Origin of the sequence: Kitasatospora aureofaciens, from assembly GCF_019192735.1 — a bacterium.
Lineage (GTDB): Bacteria > Actinomycetota > Actinomycetes > Streptomycetales > Streptomycetaceae > Kitasatospora > Kitasatospora aureofaciens_A.
In genome coordinates, this window is record NZ_JAHTKP010000047.1 from 8,595 (window position 1) to 28,675 (window position 20,081).

The 20,081-nt window shown below is 73.9% G+C and carries 1 protein-coding gene (only partly in view); it reads left to right on the forward strand.

What is annotated here, in order from left to right:
• Positions 1 to 20,081, forward strand: partial view of a type I polyketide synthase gene (locus KV557_RS31235; RefSeq protein WP_218204919.1) — the 5' portion only. Its footprint extends 10,555 nt past the window's final position; the window shows 20,081 of its 30,636 coding nt (coding positions 1-20,081); its start codon is at positions 1 to 3; its stop codon lies off the right edge, out of view.

Sequence of the window (20,081 nt, forward strand, 5' to 3'; positions counted from 1 at the left end):
ATGGCCAGCACCTCCGAGGACAAGCTCCGCGACTACCTCAAGAAGGTCACCGCAGACCTGCGGCGCACGAGGCAGCGCCTGGAGTCCGTCGAGGCGAGGGACGCCGAGCCGATCGCGATCATCGGAATGGCCTGCCGCTACCCCGGCGGGGTCCGCACCCCGGAGGACCTCTGGCGCCTGGTCGCGGACGGCGTCGACGCCATCGGCCACCTCCCGGCCGACCGCGGCTGGGACACCGAGGCGCTCTACGACCCCACCCCGGGCACCCCCGGCAAGAGTTACGTGCGCCACGGCGGATTCCTCGACGGCGTCGCCGACTTCGACGCCGAACTCTTCGGCATCGCCCCCCGCGAGGCCCTGGCCATGGACCCGCAGCAGCGGCTCCTGCTCGAATCGGCCTGGGAGGCGGTCGAACGCGCCCGGATCGCCCCCGCCTCGCTGCGCGGCACCGACACCGGCGTCTTCATCGGCGGCGCCGACACCGACTACGGCTCGCTCGCCCGGCAGACCGACGAGACCGAAGGACACCTGCTCACCGGCGGCGCGGTCAGCGTGCTCTCCGGCCGGATCGCCTACACCCTCGGCCTGGAGGGCCCGGCGGTCACCGTCGACACCGCCTGCTCCTCCGCCCTCGTCGCCCTCCACCTCGCGGTCCGCGCACTGCGCGCCGGCGAGTGCTCGATGGCCGTCGCCGGCGGCGTCGCCGTCATGCCCACCACCCGCCTGTTCACCGAGTTCTCCCGCCAGCGCGGACTGGCCCCCGACGGCCGCTGCAAGCCCTTCGCGGAGGGCGCCGACGGCACCTCCTGGGCCGAGGGAGTCGGCGTCCTGCTCGTCGAGCGGCTCTCCGACGCCCGCCGCCACGGACACGAGGTCCTGGCCGTCATCCGCGGCACCGCGGTCAACCAGGACGGCGCCAGCAGCCGGCTGACCGCCCCCAACGGCCCCTCCCAGCAACGGGTCATCACCGCCGCCCTCGCCAACGCCCGGCTCACCCCCGACCAGATCGACGCCGTCGAGGCCCACGGCACCGGCACCACCCTGGGCGACCCGATCGAGGCGCAGGCCCTGCTGGCGACGTACGGGCAGGACCGGCCCGCCGACCGTCCGCTGTTCCTCGGCGGCGTCAAGTCCAACATCGGCCATGCACAGGCGGCGGCCGGCGTCGCGGGCGTGATCAAGACGGTGATGGCGCTGCGCGCAGGGCGGCTGCCGCGCACCCTGCACGTGGACGCGCCGTCCCCCCACGTGGACTGGTCGGCGGGGGCCGTCGAGCTGCTGACCGAGGCCCGGGACTGGCCGCAGACCGGCCGGCCGCGCCGGGCGGGCGTGTCGGCCTTCGGGATCAGCGGCACGAACGCGCACGTGGTGCTGGAGCAGGCCGAGGACCCGGCGGTGGAGGACGCGGCCCCGGGTACGGTTCCGGCGGTGGTGCCCTGGGCGCTGTCCGGCCGGACGGAGGGCGCGCTGCGCGCCCAGGCGGCACGGCTGCTGGCCAGCGTCGGCGACCTGCCGTCGGCGGACGTGGGCTCGTCGCTGGTGACGAGCCGGTCGATGCTCAACCACCGGGCCGTGGTGGTGGGTTCGGACCGGGACGCGCTGTTGCGCGGGCTTGCCGCGCTGGCGGCGGGCGAATCCGGGGCGGCCGGTGTCGTCGAGGGCGCGGTCCGTGGCGGTGGGACGGCGTTCCTGTTCTCGGGGCAGGGGTCGCAACAGCTCGGCATGGGACGGGAGTTGTACGGGCGCTTCTCCGTGTTCGCAGAGGCGTTCGACGCGGTGTGTGTGGAGCTGGACGCGCACCTGGACCGTCCGCTGCGCGAGGTGGTGTGGGGCGAGGACGAGGCACTGCTGAACGGGACGGCTTACGCCCAGGCGGGGTTGTTCGCGGTCGAGGTGGCGCTGTTCCGGCTGGTCGAATCCCTGGGCGTGCGGCCGGAGTTCGTGGCCGGGCACTCGATCGGCGAGGTGGCTGCGGCGCACGTGGCGGGGGTGTTCTCCCTGGCCGGCGCGTGTGCCCTGGTGGCCGCGCGCGGTCGCCTGATGCAGGCGCTCCCGGCCGGTGGCGCGATGCTCGCCGTGCAGGCGACGGAGGTCGAAGTTCTGCCGCTGCTGGGCGAGTTCGTGTCGATCGCGGCCGTCAACGGACCGTCCTCGGTCGTTGTCTCCGGCACCGAGGAGGCCGTCGAAGCGATCCGGGTGCACTTCGCGGACCGCAAGACCACCCGGCTGCGCGTCTCGCACGCCTTCCACTCGCCGCTGATGGACCCGATGCTGGAGGACTTCCGCACGGTTCTGAACGGCTTGTCGTTCCAGGCGCCTTCGACCCCCGTCGTGTCCAACCTGACCGGTGAGCTCGCCGCCGCCGAGCAGCTGTGCACCCCCGGCTACTGGGTGCGCCACGTCCGCGAGGCCGTCCGCTTCGCCGACGGCGTGCGCACGCTCCACGCGCAGGGCGTGACCCGCTTCCTCGAACTCGGCCCCGATGGCGTCCTCGCCGCGATGGCGGCCGGATCCCTCCCCGACGACGCCGTGCTGGCCTCCGCCCTCCGCAAGGACCAGCCCGAGGAGTTGACCGCCCTCACCGCCCTGGCACGGCTGCACGTCACCGGCGCGGCCGTCGACTGGTCGGCCCTGTTCGCCGGAACGGGCGCCCGGACGGTGGACCTGCCGACCTACGCCTTCCAGCACCAGCGCTACTGGCCCGAGACCGGCCCGGCGACGGCCGGCGACCTCGGCGCCGCGGGCCTGGCGGCCGCCGACCACCCGCTGCTCACCGCGTCGCTCGAACTCTCGGACGACGACGGCCTGTTGTTCACCTCCCGGCTCTCGCGGCAGTCCCACCCCTGGCTCGCGGACCACGTGGTGCGGGGGAACGTCCTGCTGCCCGGCACCGCGTTCCTCGAACTGGCCGTCCGCGCCGGTGACGAGGTCGGCTGCGACCGGGTGGAGGAACTCACGCTCGCCGCGCCGCTGGTGCTTCCTGAGCGCGAGGGTGTGCAGGTGCAGCTGCGCGTCGGCGCGGCGGACGAGAACGGGCGGCGGACCTTCGCCATCGCGTCCCGGCCCGAAGGCGCCGTCGGCCGGACCTGGGACCAGCACGCGATCGGCGTCCTGGCGGCGGGGGAGGCGAGCCAGGCCTTCGACACGTCCGCCTGGCCCCCGGCGGGCGCGGAGGCGGTGGACCTGGCCGGTCTGTACGACGGCATGGCCGAGGGCGGCTTCGGCTACGGGCCGGCGTTCCGGGGCCTGCGGGCGGCCTGGCGTACCGGGGACACCGTGTTCGCGGACGTCGCGCTGCCGGACGGGACCGAGGGCACCGGTTTCGGGCTGCACCCGGCGCTGCTGGACGCGGCCCTGCACGTGACGGCGTTCAACGGGATGCCGCGGGGCGTGGTGCCGTTCTCGTGGGAGGACGTGTCGCTGCACGCGTCCGGGGCGTCCTCGGTGCGGGTGCGGGTGACACGCACCGGTGAGGAGTCCGTCGCGGTGGCGGTGGCCGACACCGAGGGCCGGCCGGTGGCGTCGGTGGGGTCGCTGGTGCTGCGGGCGGTGTCCGCGGGTGAGGCCGTTTCGGCCGGTCGGGATGCGTTGTTCCGGGTGGACTGGGTGCCGGTGAAGCCGGTTTCTCCGGGTCCGGAGTTCGCGGAGGTGCCGTCGCCGGCCGAGCTGGTGGAGGTGCCGTCCGTGGTGGTGGTTCCGCTGGCTCCCGGTGGTATCGGCGAGGTGCATGCGCTGACCGCCCGTGTGCTGGAGCTGGTGCAGGGCTGGTTGGCGGAGGAGCGCTTCGCGGCGTCGCGGCTGGTGTTCGTGACGCGGGGCGTGGTGTCCGGCGCTGATCTGGCCGGGGCTGCGGCCTGGGGTCTGGTGCGGTCGGCGATGTCGGAGGAGCCGGGCCGGTTCGGGCTGGTGGATCTTGCGGGTGACGAGGACGAGCTGCTGTCTGCCGCGCTCGGCCTGGACGAGCCGCAGGTGCTCGTCCGGGACGGCGAGGTGCTGGCGGCCCGGCTGGTGCGCGCCGAGTCCTCGGGTGAGCCGGTGTCCTGGCCGAGCGACGGCGTGGTTCTGGTCACCGGCGGCACCGGCGGGCTCGGGCGTGTGGTCGCCCGTCACCTGGTGACGGTCCACGGTGTCCGGCGCCTGCTGCTGGTGAGTCGCCGGGGCGCGGACGCCGAGGGCGTCGATGAGTTGGTCGCCGAGCTGGGCGAGGAAGCCGTCGTCGAGGCCTGTGATGTGGCCGATCCGGCAGCGGTGACGGACCTGTTCGCCCGGCACGACATCCGTGCGGTGGTGCACACGGCCGGTGTCCTGGACGACGGCGTGATCGGTTCGCTGACCCCCGAGCGGGTCTCGACGGTCCTCCGGCCGAAGGTGGACGCCGCCTGGAACCTGCACGAGGCGACGAAGGACCGCGAGCTGGCGGCGTTCGTCCTGTTCTCGTCGGTGTCCGGCGTCTTCGGCGGCCCCGGGCAGGCCGGCTACGCCGCCGGCAACGCGTTCCTGGACGCCCTGGCGCTGTACAGGCGCTCGCTCGGCCTGCCCGCCGTGTCGCAGGCGTGGGGCCCGTGGGCCCGGGACGGCGGCATGATCGGCACCCTGACCGACGTCGACCTGCACCGGATCGCCCGCGCGGGCATGCCCGAGCTCACCCCTGCGGAGGGCGCCGCACTGTTCGACGCCGCGCTGGCGGCCGGCGAGCCCGCGATCCTCCCCGTGCGGCTGGATCTCGCGGCGCTGCGGGCCCAGGACGAGATCCCCGCGCTGCTGCGGGGGTTGGTACGCGGGCGGGTCCGGCGCGCGGTGGTGGCGGATTCCGCGGCGTCGGCCGGGCTGGTGCAGCGCCTGTCGGCGCTCGGCACGGACGAGCGGCGCGAGGTGCTCCTGGACCTGGTGCGCGGCCAGGTCGCGCTGGTGCTGGGGCATGCCGGCGGGTCGGTGGTGGATCCGTCGCGGGCGTTCCAGGATCTGGGGTTCGATTCGCTGACGGCGGTGGAGTTGCGGAACCGGCTGCGGTCGGTGACCGGGCTCCAGCTGCCCGCCACGGTGGTGTTCGACTATCCGACGGCGAACGCGCTCGCGGGGTTTGTGCTGGAGGGCCTGTTCGGTGCCGAGGCGCCGGCCGAGCTGCCGTCGGTGGTGCCTGCGCTGTCCGATGACCCGGTGGTCATCGTGGGGATGGCGTGCCGGTACCCGGGCGGGGTGGAGTCGCCGGAGGATCTGTGGCGGCTGGTGGCCGAGGGCGTCGACGCGGTCTCGGACTTCCCGACGAACCGCGGCTGGGACCTTGAGTCGCTGTACAGCGAGGACCGGTCGGTGGCCGGTACGTCGTACACGCGGTCGGGCGGATTCCTTTACGACGCCGGGCAGTTCGATCCCGAGTTCTTCGGGATGAGCCCGCGGGAGGCGTTGGCGACGGATGCGCAGCAGCGCCTTCTGCTGGAGGCGTCCTGGGAGGCGTTCGAGCGGGCGGGGATCGACCCGGTGGCGCTGCGCGGCAGCCGGACGGGTGTGTTCGCGGGCATCATGTACACCGACTACCGCTCGCTGCTGGACGGGGAGGAGTTCGAGGGCTTCCGGGGCAACGGGAGTGCTCCCAGCATCGCCTCCGGCCGGGTGTCCTACACCTTCGGGTTCGAGGGCCCGGCGGTGACGGTGGACACGGCATGCTCGTCCTCGTTGGTGGCGATGCACCTGGCGGCTCAGGCGCTGCGGGCGGGGGAGTGCTCGCTGGCGCTGGCGGGCGGCGTGACGGTGATGTCGACGCCGGGGACGTTCGTGGAGTTCTCGCGGCAGGGTGGCCTGTCGGCCGACGGGCGGTGCCGGTCGTTCGCGGACTCGGCGGACGGTGTGGGCTGGGGCGAGGGTGTTGGCTTGGTGGTGCTGGAGCGTCTGTCGGACGCGCGGCGCAACGGGCACCGGGTGCTCGCTGTTCTGCGCGGGTCGGCCGTGAACCAGGATGGTGCGTCGAACGGTCTGACGGCGCCGAACGGGCCGTCGCAGCAGCGGGTGATCCGGCAGGCGCTGGCGAGTGCCGGCCTGTCGGCGTCCGAGGTGGACGCGGTGGAGGCGCACGGCACGGGGACGACGCTGGGTGACCCGATCGAGGCGCAGGCGCTGCTCGCGACGTACGGCCAGGACCGTGAGCACCCGTTGTTGCTGGGTTCGATCAAGTCGAACATCGGGCACGCCCAGGCGGCAGCCGGTGTGGCGGGCGTGATCAAGATGGTGCTGGCGATGCAGCACGGTGTGCTGCCGAAGTCCCTGCACATCGACCGGCCCTCCTCCCACGTGGAGTGGTCCGAGGGCGCGGTCGAGCTGCTGGCCGAGGCCCGGGACTGGCGGGAGGCCGGCCGTCCGCGCCGGGCGGGCGTTTCGTCGTTCGGGATCAGCGGCACGAATGCCCACCTGGTGCTGGAGCAGGCCGAGTTGGTGGCTGTGGCGGAGTCGGGAGCTGCGCCGGGTGTGGTGCCGTGGGTGGTGTCGGCGAAGTCCGAGGCCGCGCTGGACGCGCAGCTGGCGGGGCTTGCGGAGCTGACCGGGGTGTCGGCGGTGGACGTTGGTCTGTCGCTGGCCGGGCGGTCGCGCTTCGCGCACCGCGCGGTGCTCGTGGACGGCGTCGAAGTTGCTCGTGGCGAGGTCTCCGAGGGTAAGAACGCGTTCCTGTTCTCCGGGCAGGGCTCGCAACGGCTCGGCATGGGACGGGAGTTGTACGAGCGCTTCCCAGTGTTCGCCGCCGCCTTCGACGCGGTGTGTGCGGGGCTGGACGAGCACCTGGCGGAGCCGCTGCGCAGCGTCGTGTGGGGCGAGGACGAGGAACTGCTGAACCAGACGGCTTACGCCCAGGCCGGGCTGTTCGCCGTCGAGGTGGCGCTCTACCGCCTGGTCGAATCCCTCGGCGTGCGGCCGGAGTTCGTGGCCGGGCACTCGATCGGCGAGGTTGTGGCCGCGCACGTGGCCGGGGTGTTCTCCCTCGCCGACGCCTGCGCGTTGGTCGCGGCTCGCGGACGCCTGATGCAGGCGCTCCCGTCCGGCGGCGCGATGCTCGCCGTGCGGGCGGCCGAGGACGAAGTTCTGCCCCTGCTGGGTGAGTTCGTCTCGATCGCCGCTGTGAACGGCCCGTCCTCGGTCGTCGTCTCCGGCACCGAGGAGGCCGTCGCCGCGATCGAGGCCCACTTCGCGGACCGGAAGACGACGCGCCTGCGCGTGTCGCACGCCTTCCACTCCCCGCTCATGGTCCCGATGCTGGAGGACTTCCGGGCTGTCCTCAACGGCCTTTCGTTCCAAGCACCTTCGATCTCTCTGATCTCGAACCTGACCGGCGACCTGGCCGAGACCGACCACCTGCTGACCCCCGACTACTGGGTGCGCCACGTCCGCGAGGCGGTCCGCTTCGCCGACGGCGTCCGCACCCTCCACGCCGCCGGGGTCACCCGCTTCCTCGAACTCGGCCCCGACGCCGTCCTGGCCGGCCCGGCCGCCGAATCGGTGGCCGGCGACGAGGCCGTGATCGTTCCCGCCCTGCGGAAGAACCGGGCGGAGGAGCGGTCGCTCATCGGCGCCGTGGCCCGCCTGTACACCCGGGGCGCGCAGGTCGACTGGGCCGCGCTGTTCGCCGGAACGGGTGCCTGCCCGGTGGACGTGCCCACGTATGCCTTCCAGCACCGCCACTTCTGGCCGGCGGTCACGCCGGCACGCGGCGGTGACGTTCGGCTTGCGGGCCTCGGTGCCGCCGAGCACCCCCTGCTGGGCGCAGCCGTCGAACTGGTCACCACGGACGGGTTCCTGTTCACCGGCCGGCTGTCGGCCCAGTCGCACGGGTGGCTGGCGGACCACGTGGTGATGGGTTCAGTCCTGGTGCCGGGCACGGCGTTGGTGGAGCTGGCCGTCCGCGCCGGTGACGAGGTCGGCTGCGACCTCGTCGAGGAGCTGACGCTCGCGGCGCCGCTGGTCCTGCCCGAGCGGGGCGGTGTCCAGGTTCAGGTGTGGGTGGGCGAGCCGGACGCGTCCGGGCGGCGCGCACTCACCGTGCACTCGCGGCCGGACGACGGACGCGGGACGGACTGGACGCAGCATGCGAGCGGCGTGCTGGGGTCGGGTGCGGTGCCGGCGGAGTTCGACGCGGCGGTGTGGCCCCCGGCGGGCGCGGAGGCGGTGGACCTGTCCGGTCTGTACGAGGGCCTGGCCGAGGCCGGTTTCGGCTACGGGCCGGTGTTCCGGGGGCTGCGGGCGGCTTGGCGTGCCGGGGACACGGTCTTCGCCGAGGTGGCTCTGCCGGACGGCGTCGAGGGAGACGGCTTCGGCGTGCACCCGGCCTTGTTCGACGCGTGCCTGCACGCGTTCGCGGTGGGCGGGTTCGGCGAGGTCGCCGGTGGGGTGCCGTTCGCGTGGGAGAACGTGGCGCTGCACGCGTCCGGGGCGTCGTCGGTCCGGGTGCGGCTGACGCCGTCGGCCGGCGGCGGGGTGTCGCTGGCGATCGCCGACGGCCAGGGCCTGCCGGTGGCGTCGGTCGGTTCCCTCGTCGTGCGGGCGGTGTCCGCGGGCGAGGTGGGCTCGCCCGGTCGGGATGCGTTGTTCCGGGTGGACTGGGTGCCGGTGAAGCCGGCTGACGTCGGTCCGGAGTTCGTGGAAGTCTCGTCGCTGTCGGAGCTGGGGCAGGTGCCGCCGGTGGTGGTGGTTCCGCTGGCTCCTGGCGAAGTGCATGCGCTGACCGCCCGTGTGCTGGAGCTGGTGCAGGGCTGGCTGTCGGAGGAGCGGTTCGCCGCCTCCCGGTTGGTCTTCGTGACGCGCGGTGTGGTGTCGGGCGCTGATCTCGCCGGTGCTGCGGTGTGGGGCCTGGTGCGGTCGGCGATGTCGGAGGAGCCGGGCCGGTTCGGGCTGGTGGATCTGGCGGGTGACGAGGACGAGCTGCTGCCTGGGGTTCTCGGCCTGGACGAGCCGCAGGTGCTCGTCCGCGACGGTGAGGTGCTGGCCGCCAGGCTCGTGCGGACGGAATCGACGTCCGACGCCGTCGCATGGCCTGCCGAGGGCGCAGTCCTGGTGACCGGTGGTACGGGTGGCCTGGGCCGGGTCGTGGCCCGGCACCTGGCGGGCGAGCACGGTGTGCGGCGTCTGCTGCTGGTCAGCCGTCGGGGCGCGGACGCCGAGGGCGTCGACGTGCTGGTCGCCGAGCTGGCGGACCTGGGCGCCGACGCCGTCGTCGAGGCCTGCGACGTGGCCGACCCGGCGGCGGTGGCGGACCTGTTCGCCCGGCACGAGATTCGCGCGGTGGTGCACACGGCCGGTGTCCTGGACGACGGCGTGATCGGTTCGCTGGCCCCCGAGCGGGTGTCCGCCGTCCTGCGGCCCAAGGCGGACGCGGCCTGGAACCTGCACCGCGCCACCGAAGGCCTCGACCTCGACGCCTTCGTGCTCTTCTCCTCCGTGGCCGGCACCTTCGGGAGCGCGGGTCAGGCCGCCTACGCGGCGGGCAACGCATACCTGGACGCCCTCGCGCTGCACCGCCGTTCGGTGGGACTGCCGGCCGTCTCGCTGGCCTGGGGCCCCTGGTCCGGCACGGGCGGCATGACCGGCACTCTCAGCGATGCCGAGGCCGAACGCATCTCCCGGCTCGGCATGCCGGCGCTCTCCCCGGACCAGGGGGTCGAGCTCTTCGACGCCGCGCTCGCCGGTGAACACGCGGTGGTGCTGCCGGTGCGCCTCGACCTGAAGGCGATGCAGGCGCACGGCGATGTCCCCGCGCTGCTGCGGGGGTTGGTGCGTGGGCGGGTCCGGCGCGCGGTGGTGGCAGGTTCGGCGGTGTCGGCCGGGCTGGTGCAGCGGCTGTCGGCGCTGGGGGTGGACGAGCGGCATGAGGTCCTGTTGGATCTGGTGCGCGGGCAGATCGCGGTGGTGCTGGGACACGCGGACGGGTCGACGGTGGATCCGTCGCGGGTGTTCCAGGACTTGGGCTTCGACTCGCTGACGGCGGTGGAGCTGCGGAACCGGCTGCGGTCGGTGACGGGCCTTCAGCTCCCCGCGACGGTGGTGTTCGACTATCCGACGGCGGGTGCGCTGGCGGGCTTCCTCCTGGAGGGTCTGTTCGGCACCGACGCGGTGGTCGAAGTTCCGGAGGCCCTGCCGTCGTTGTCGGACGATCCGGTGGTCATCGTGGGGATGGCGTGCCGGTACCCGGGCGGGGTGGAGTCGCCGGAGGATCTGTGGCGGCTGGTGGCCGATGGTGTGGACGCGGTCTCGGACTTCCCGGCCGAGCGCGGCTGGGACGTCGAGTCGCTCTACAACCCGGACCCGGATCACCTGGGCACGTCGTACACGCGGTCGGGCGGGTTCCTTTACGACGCCGGGGAGTTCGATCCCGAGTTCTTCGGGATGAGTCCGCGGGAGGCCTTGGCGACGGATGCGCAGCAGCGGTTGCTGCTGGAGACGTCCTGGGAGGCCTTCGAGCGGGCGGGCATCGACCCGGTGTCGCTGCGGGGCAGCCGGACGGGCGTGTTCGCGGGTGTGATGTACGCGGACTACGCGAGCCTGCTCGGCGGTGGTGAGTTCGAGGGCTACCAGGGCAGTGGCAGTGCGGGGAGTGTGGCGTCGGGTCGCGTCTCGTACACGCTGGGCCTGGAGGGTCCGGCGGTGACGGTGGACACGGCCTGCTCGTCGTCGTTGGTGGCGATGCATCTGGCGGCACAGGCGCTGCGGGCGGGGGAGTGCTCGCTGGCGCTCGCCGGCGGCGTGACGGTGATGTCCACGCCGAACACCTTCGTGGAGTTCTCGCGGCAGGGTGGCCTGTCGGCCGACGGGCGGTGCCGCTCGTTCGCGGACTCGGCCGATGGCGTGGGCTGGGGCGAGGGTGTTGGCTTGGTGGTGCTGGAGCGTCTGTCGGACGCGCGGCGCAGCGGGCACCGGATCCTCGCGGTCCTGCGTGGGTCGGCCGTGAACCAGGACGGTGCGTCGAACGGTCTGACGGCGCCGAACGGGCCGTCGCAGCAGCGGGTGATCCGCCAGGCGCTGGCCAGTGGCGGGCTCGTGCCGGCCGACGTCGACGCCGTCGAGGCACACGGCACCGGGACGACGCTGGGTGACCCGATCGAGGCGCAGGCCCTGCTGGCGACGTACGGCCAGGACCGTGAACACCCGCTGCTCCTCGGCTCGATCAAGTCGAACATGGGCCACGCCCAGGCGGCGGCCGGTGTGGCGGGCGTGATCAAGATGGTCCTCGCCATGCAACACGGTGAGCTGCCGCGCACCTTGCACGTGGATGCTCCCTCGTCGCACGGCGACTGGACGGCCGGTGCCGTCGAGCTGCTGACCGAGCGCACCAAGTGGCCGGCGGCGGACCGTCCGCGCCGGGCGGGTGTGTCGTCGTTCGGGATCAGCGGCACCAACGCCCACGTGATCCTGGAGCAGGCCGAGCCGGTGGCCGTGGCGGAGCCGGGAGCTGCGCCGGGTGCGGTGCCGTGGGTGGTGTCGGCGAAGTCGGAGGCGGCGCTGGACGCGCAGCTGGTCCGGCTTGCGGACCTGCACGGGCAGTCGGCGGTGGACGTGGGCCTGTCGCTGGCCGGCCGGTCGCAATTCGCACATCGTGCGGTGTTCGTGGACGGCGCCGAGGTGGCCCGGGGCGTTGCAACGGAGGGCAAGAACGCGCTCCTGTTCTCCGGGCAGGGTGCGCAACAACTCGGCATGGGACGGGAGTTGTACGCCCGCTTCCCCGTGTTCGCCGACGCCTTCGACGCGGTGTGCGGGGGGCTGGACGAGCACCTGGAGCAGCCTCTCCGCGCCGTGGTGTGGGGCGAGGACGAGGACCTGCTGAACCAGACCGCGTACGCCCAGGCCGGGCTGTTCGCCATCGAGGTCGCGCTCTACCGCCTGGTCGAATCGCTCGGCGTCCGGGCCGACTTCCTCACCGGCCACTCGATCGGCGAGGTCGCCGCAGCGCACGTGGCCGGGGTGTTCTCCCTCGCCGACGCCTGCGCGCTGGTAGCCGCGCGCGGACGCCTGATGCAGGCGCTCCCGTCCGGCGGCGCGATGCTCGCCGTCCAGGCCACGGAGGACGAAGTCCTGCCTCTGCTGGGCGAGTCCGTCTCGATCGCGGCGGTGAACGGTCCGTCGTCGGTGGTCGTCTCCGGCACCGAGCAAGCCGTCGCCGCGATCGAAGCCCACTTCACGGATCGGAAGACGACGCGCCTGCGCGTCTCGCACGCCTTCCACTCCCCGCTCATGGACCCGATGCTGGAGGACTTCCGGGCCGTCCTGACCGGTCTCTCCTTCGCCGAGCCGAGGATCCCGATCGTCTCCAACCTCACCGGCGCCCTGGCCGAGCCCTACCACCTCCGCACCCCCGACTACTGGGTGCGCCACGTCCGCGAGGCCGTCCGCTTCGCCGACGGCATCCGCACCCTGGAGGCCGCGGGCGTCCGCCGGTTCCTCGAACTCGGCCCCGACGCCGTCCTCACCGCCCTCGCCGCGACCGCCCTGCCCGACGACGAGGCCATGGCCGTCCCGACACTCCGGAGGAACAGGGAGGAGGAGCGCGCCTTCGTCGACGCCCTCGCCCGTCTCCACGTGCACGGCATGAAGGTGGACTGGGCCTCCCTGTTCGCCGCCACCGGCGCCCGGCGCATTGATCTGCCGACCTACGCCTTCCAGCGCCGGCGGTACTGGCCGGCCCCCCTCTCGGCCCGCAGCGGCGACATCCGCTCCGCCGGCCTCGGGGCCACCACGCACCCGATGCTCGGCGCGGCCGTCGAACTGGCCGACGAGGACGTGCTGGTGCTCACCGGCCACCTGTCACCGGCCTCGTTCCCCTGGCTGGCCGACCACGTGGTCCAGGGCAAGGTCCTGCTCCCCGGCGCGGGGCTGCTCGAACTCGCGATGCGGGCCGCCGCCGAGGTGGGCTGCGAACTGGTGGAGGAGCTGACGCTCGGGGCGCCGCTGCTCCTGCCCGCGGGCGGAGGGGTGCAGGTCCAGCTCCGGGTCGGAGCGCCGGCCGCCTCCGGCCGCCGGGAGCTCGTCATCCATTCCCGGCCGGGAGGGGACCCGGACGCCGGGTGGATCCAGCACGCGGCCGGCATGCTGGCTGCCCAGGCCGCGGAAACAGAGGAATTCGACACGTCCGTCTGGCCTCCGGCCGGTGCCGAGCCCTTGCTCCTGGAGGGTGCGTACAAGCGGATGGCGGAGGCCGGTTTCGGCTACGGGCCGGCGTTCCGGGGGCTGCGCGCGGCCTGGCGCCGCGGGAACGAGCTGTTCGCCGACGTCGCGCTCCCGGACGACGTCGACGGCACCGCTTACGGTCTGCACCCGGCACTGCTGGACGCGGCCATGCACGTCGCGATCGTCGACGCCGGGAGCGACGACACCGTGGTCCCGTTCGCGTGGACCGGGGTGTCCCTGTCCGCCGTGGGTGCCTCGGCGGTGCGGGTGCGGCTGACCCGGCTCGACGGTGGCGGGCTGCGGCTCGACCTCGCCGACGCCACGGGCGGGCCGGTGCTGGCGGTGGCCGCGGTGAAGGGCCGACCGGTGTCGGCCGAGCAACTGGGCTCGGCCGACCCGCTCTACGCGATCGAGTGGTCGGAGACGACCACCCCAGGCTCGGACTCTGCCTGGACGGCCTGGGACGCGCTGCCCGCCGACGGGCCGGCCCCCGACACCGTCGTCCTGGACTGCGCGACCGTGCCCGTCCCGGCCGACGACGTTCCGGCGGCCGTGCGCACGGTGACGCATCACGTTCTGCGGACGGTACAGACCTGGCTGGCGGAGGAGCGGTTCGCGGCGTCGCGCCTGGTGGTGGTGACGCGTGGTGCGGTGGCGGTGAGTGACGGTGAGCCGGTCGATCTGGTGCAGGTGCCGGTGTGGGGTCTGGTTCGGGCGGCGCAGGCGGAGAACCCTGGCCGGTTCCTGCTGCTGGACGCGGACGGGGACCTGCTGGTGACGGCCGAGCCGGAGTCGGCGGTGCGCTCCGGCACAGTGCTGGTGCCGAGGCTTACCCGTGTGCCGGGAACGGATGCTCCGACGTCCGTCGGCCCGGACGACACGGTGCTGATCACCGGTGGTACGGGTGGTCTGGGCGCTGTGGTGGCCCGCTACCTGGTGGCGGAGTGCGGCGTCCGGAGCCTGGTGCTGACGAGCCGTCGCGGCCCGGTTGCGCCGGGTGCGGCGGAGCTGGTGGCGGAGCTGTCCGAGCTGGGCGCCGCCGCCGAGGTCCGCGCCTGCGACATGTCCGACCGCGAGGCCGTCGCGGCCCTGGTCGAGGGCATCCCGGCTCTGTCCGCCGTGGTGCACGCGGCCGGCATCGGCGACAACGGTCTCGTCGGCGCGCTCACGCCCGAGCGCATGGACGCCGTGCTCGCCCCCAAGGCGGAAGGTGCCTGGCACCTGCACGAGCTGACCCGTCACCTCAGCCTTCGGGCCTTCGTGATGTTCTCCTCCGCCGGTGGTCTCGTCCTGACCGCCGGCCAGGGCAACTACGCCGCGGCGAACGTCTTCCTGGATGCCCTCGCCACCCACCGGCACGCCGCCGGCCTGCCCGCGACGTCCCTGGCCTTCGGCCTCTGGGACGTCGGCGCCGGCCTCGGCCGCGACCTCGCCGAGGTCGACCGCACCCGCATGGCCACCCAGGGCATCCCCGTGCTCGACCACGCGACCGGCCTCGCCCTATTCGCCGCCGCCCTGCGGACCGAGCGCGCGACCGTCGTCCCGATCCGGGTCGACCCGGCGGCCCTGCGCGCCCGCACCGACGAGCTCCCCGCCCTCCTGCGCGCCCTCGCGGCTCCGCGCAGGCGTTCCGAACTCCCCGCGAGCAGCCGTGCCGCCGAGACCGGCCTCGCCCAGCGGCTCGCCGGCCTGGGGGAGGGCGAGCGTCGGCGGCTGGCGCTGGACCTCGTGCGGACGGAGATCGCCGCCGTGCTCGGCCACGCCTCCGCCGAGGCGATCGCGCCGGAGCGCGCGTTCCAGGAGCTGGGCTTCGACTCCCTCGCCGCGACCGACCTGCGCAACCGCCTCACCAAGCGCACCGGCCTGCGCCTGCCCGCCACCCTCGCCTTCGACCACCCCAACGCCCGGGCGGTGGCGGACCACCTCCTCGCCCTGGCCGGCTCGGGCACGGACCCGGCGCCGGCGGACGGCACCGTGCCTCGCCCGCACACCTCCGACGAGCCGATCGCGATCGTCGGCATGGCCTGCCGCTACCCCGGCGGCGCGGCCACGCCCGAGGAGCTGTGGCAGCTGCTGGCCGACGGTGTCGACACCACGTCCGGGCTGCCGACCGACCGCGGCTGGGACATCGAGAACCTCTACGACCCCGAGCCCGGAAAGGAAGGCCGGAGCTACACCCGCCACGGCAGCTTCCTGCACGACGCCGGCGAGTTCGACCCCGGCTTCTTCGGGATCTCCCCGCGCGAGGCGCTCTACATGGACCCGCAGCAGCGGCTCCTGCTGGAGACCTCGTGGGAGGCCCTGGAGCGGGCGGGCATCGACCCGCTGTCGCTGCGCGGCAGCCGGACGGGTGTCTTCGCGGGTGTGATGTACCACGACTACGCCCTGAACACGAACCCCTCGGGCACCAGCGGCGGCAGCGTGGTCTCCGGCCGGGTGTCGTACACGCTGGGTCTGGAGGGTCCGGCGGTGACCGTCGACACCGCGTGCTCGTCGTCCCTGGTGGCGCTGCACCTGGCGGTGCAGGCGCTGCGGTCGGGCGAGTGCTCGCTGGCCCTGGCGGGCGGTGCGACGGTGATGTCGACGCCGGGCATGTTCATCGAGTTCTCCCGGCAGCGGGGGCTGTCCCCGGACGGCCGGTGCAAGGCCTTCGCGGGCGCGGCGGACGGCGTGGGCTGGTCCGAGGGCGTCGGGGTGCTGCTGGTCGAGCGGCTGTCCGACGCGGAACGCCACGGCCACCGGGTGCTGGCGGTGGTCCGCGGTACGGCCGTCAACCAGGACGGCGCGTCCAACGGGTTCTCGGCGCCGAACGGGCCGTCGCAGCAGCGGGTGATCCGCCAGGCGCTCGCGAGCGCCGGCCTGTCGGCGTCCGACATCGACGCCGTCGAGGCGCACGGTACGGGGACGACGCTGGGTGACCCGATCGAGGCCCAGGCGGTGCTCGCCACCTATGGGCAGGACCGTGAACACCCGCTGCTGCTGGGCTCGATCAAGTCGAACATCGGCCATGCTCAGGCGGCGGCCGGTGTGGCGGGCGTGATCAAGATGGTGCTGGCGATGCAGCACGGTGTGCTGCCGAAGTCCCTGCACATCGACCGGCCCTCGCCGCACGTCGACTGGTCCGAGGGCGTGGTCGAGCTGCTGGCCGGGACCCGGGACTGGCCGGAGGCCGGCCGTCCGCGCCGGGCGGGCGTGTCGGCGTTCGGGATCAGCGGGACCAATGCGCACGTGATCGTCGAACAGGGACCGGCACCGGCCGACGGCGCCTCGGACCGGCCCGGGAACCACCGCGCGCCCGGCACGCTGCCGTGGCTGCTCGCCGCGGCGACCCCCGAGGCCCTGCGGGCCCAGGCCGGGCGACTCGCGTCCTTCCTCGGCTCGCGTCCGGAAGTCGACGCCCTGGACATCGCGCACTCCCTGGCCACCACCAGGCCCGCGCTGGAGCACCGCGCGCTGCTCCTGGGAACGAGCCGGGACGACCTGCTGGCCGGGCTCGACGCGCTGGGCCGGGGCGAACTCGCCCCCGGCACGGCCACCGCGTCGGCCAGGGCCGGCGGGGCGACGGCGTTCCTGTTCTCGGGGCAGGGGTCGCAGCGGCTCGGCATGGGACGGGAGTTGTATGCCCGCTACCCGGTGTTCGCGGAGGCCTTCGACGCGGTGTGCGAGGGACTGGACCTGCACTTGGACCGGCCGCTGCGCAGCGTTGTGTGGGGCGCGGACGAGGAGCTGCTGAACCGGACGGCGTACGCCCAGGCTGGGCTTTTCGCCGTCGAGGTGGCGCTCTACCGCTTGGTCGAATCCCTGGGCGTGCGCCCGGAGTTCGTGACCGGGCACTCGATCGGCGAGGTCGCGGCCGCGCACGTGGCCGGGGTGTTCTCCCTTGTCGATGCCTGCGCGTTGGTCGCGGCCCGCGGGCGCCTCATGCAGGTGCTGCCGTCCGGCGGCGCGATGCTCGCCGTGCAGGCCACGGAGGACGAAGTCCTGCCCCTGTTGGGTGACTTCGTCTCGATCGCGGCCGTGAATGGTCCGGCGTCGGTCGTCGTCTCCGGCACCGAGGAAGCTGTCGCGGCGATCGAAGCCCACTTCGCGGATCGCAGGACGACGCGCCTGCGCGTCTCGCACGCGTTCCACTCGCCCCTGATGGACCCGATGCTGGAAGACTTCCGCACTGTCCTCAACGGACTCTCCTTCCAAGCACCGATGATCCCCCTGGTCTCCAACCTGACCGGCGAACTCGCCACCCCCGACCGCCTGCTGACCCCCGACTACTGGGTGCGCCACGTCCGCGAGGCCGTCCGCTTCGCCGACGGCGTCCGCACCCTGGAGGCCGCGGGCGTGCGCCGGTTCCTGGAGCTCGGCCCCGACGCCGTGCTCTCCGGCCTGGTGCAGGGCGGCCTCGACGACCCGACCGCCGCCGGCACCTGCGTCGTTCCCGCCCTGGGACGGGACCAGGGCGAGGAGGCGAGCCTGGTCGGCGCACTCGGCCGGCTGTACACGGCCGGGGCCGGGGTGGACTGGCCCGCGTTCTTCGCCGGAAGCGGCGCCCGGACGGTGGACCTGCCGACCTACGCCTTCCAGCGCCGGCGCTTCTGGCTCGACGCGACGAGCCCGCTCGGCGACCTGGGCGCGGTGGGCGTGGGTGCCTTCGCGCACCCGCTGCTCGGCGCGGCCGTCGACCTGTCCCACACGGACGGCTTCCTGCTCACCGGCCGGGTGTCGCTGGACTCGCACCCGTGGCTGGCCGACCACCGGGTCCTGGACACGGTCCTGGTCCCGGGTGCGGCGCTGGTCGAACTCGCGCTGCGGGCCGGGGCCGAGACCGGCTGCACGGCGGTGGAGGAGCTGACGCTCGCGGCGCCGCTGCTGCTGCCGGAGCAGGGCGCGGTCCAGCTGCACGTACGGGTCGGCGGGCCGGACGCCTCCGGCCGCCGGGAGCTCGCCATCCATTGCCGCCCGGACGGCGATCCGGACGCCGGGTGGATCCAGCACGCGGCCGGCATGCTGGCTCCCCAAGCCGCCCACGCCGCGGCAACAGAGGAATTCGACACGTCCGTCTGGCCGCCGGCCGGTGCCGAGCCGGTGCCGGTGGAGGGTGCGTACGAGCGGATGGCGGAGGCCGGTTTCGGCTACGGGCCGGTGTTCCAGGGCCTTCGCGCGGTGTGGCGTCGCGGGGACGAGCTGTTCGCGGACGTTGCGCTGCCGGAGGGCGTCGAGGCCGACGGCTTCGGCGTGCACCCGGCGCTGCTGGACGCGGCCATGCACGCGGCGATCTTGGCCGGTGGTGACCGGGAGACGATGATCCCGTTCGCGTGGACCGGGGTGTCCCTGTCCGCCGTGGGTGCCTCGGCGGTTCGGGTGCGGCTGACCCGGCTCGGCGACGGTGGGCTGCGGCTCGACCTCGCCGACGCCACGGGCGGGCCGGTCCTGTCGGTGGCCTCGATGGTGGGCCGGGCGGTGTCCGCCGAACAGCTCGGCTCGGCCGACCCGCTGTACGCGATCGAGTGGTCGGAGCTGCCGGACTCGCCTGCCACGGGCCACGCCTGGGAGCATTGGGAGGACGTGTCCCGCTCCGCGGAACCGGTGCCCGACCTGGTCGTGCTCGACTGCGGTGCCCTCGTCGCCCCGGCGGACGTCCCGGGCGGTGTCCGCGCGACGGTCCACGCCGTGTTGGCGGTCCTCCAGGAATGGCTGGCGGAGGAGCGGTTCGCGGCGTCGCGTCTGGTGGTGGTGACGCGTGGTGCGGTGGCGGTGCGTGACGGTGAGCCGGTCGATCTGGTGCAGGCGCCGGTGTGGGGTCTGGTCCGGGCGGCGCAGGCGGAGAATCCTGGCCGGTTCCTGCTGCTGGACGTGGACGGGGACCTGCTGGTGACGGGTGAGCCGGAGTCGGCGGTGCGGTCGGGCACGGTGCTGGTGCCGAGGCTGACCCGTGTGGCGGGAGCGGATGCTCCGACGTCCATCGGCCCGGACGACACCGTACTGATCACCGGTGGTACGGGTGGTCTGGGTGCTGTGGTGGCCCGCTACCTGGTGGCGGAGTGCGGTGTCCGGAGTCTGGTGCTGACGAGCCGTCGCGGCCCGGTTGCGCCGGGTGCGGCGGAGCTGGTGGCGGAGCTGTCCGAGCTGGGCGCCGCCGCCGAGGTCCGTGCCTGCGACATGTCCGACCGCGACGCCGTCGCCGGCCTGGTCGAGGGCGTCCCGGCCCTGTCCGCGGTGGTGCATGCGGCCGGCATCGGTGACAACGGTCTCGTCGGCGCGCTGACGCCCGAGCGCATGGACGCCGTGCTCGCCCCCAAGGCGGAAGGTGCCTGGCACCTGCACGAGCTGACCCGTCACCTCAGCCTTCGGGCCTTCGTGATGTTCTCCTCCGCCGGTGGTCTCGTCCTGACCGCCGGCCAGGGCAACTACGCCGCGGCGAACGTCTTCCTGGATGCCCTCGCCACCCACCGGCACGCCGCCGGCCTGCCCGCGACGTCCCTGGCCTTCGGCCTCTGGGACGTCGGCGCCGGCCTCGGCGAGTACCTGCACGAGCTCAACCGCAACCGCATGGCAGCCCAGGGCGTGCCGCCGCTCACCCGCGAAACCGGCCTCGCTCTCTTCGCCGCCGCCCTGCGCACCGAGCGCGCGACCGTCGTCCCGATCCGGGTCGACCCGGCCGCCCTGCGCGCCCGCACCGACGAGATCCCCGCCCTCCTGCGCGCCCTGGTGCCGACGGTCCGCCGCACGGCGACCCCGGTGTCGACCGCACCGGCCGGCGCTCCGGGTACACAGCTCGGTGCCCAGCTCGCCGGGCTGACGGCCGCCGAGCAGCAGCGCACCGTCCTCGGGATCGTGCGCGCCCGGGTGGCCGCCCTGCTCGGCCACGAGTCCGGCGACGCGATCGCGCCGGACCGCGCGTTCCAGGAGCTCGGCTTCGACTCCCTCGCCGCGACCGACCTGCGCAACCA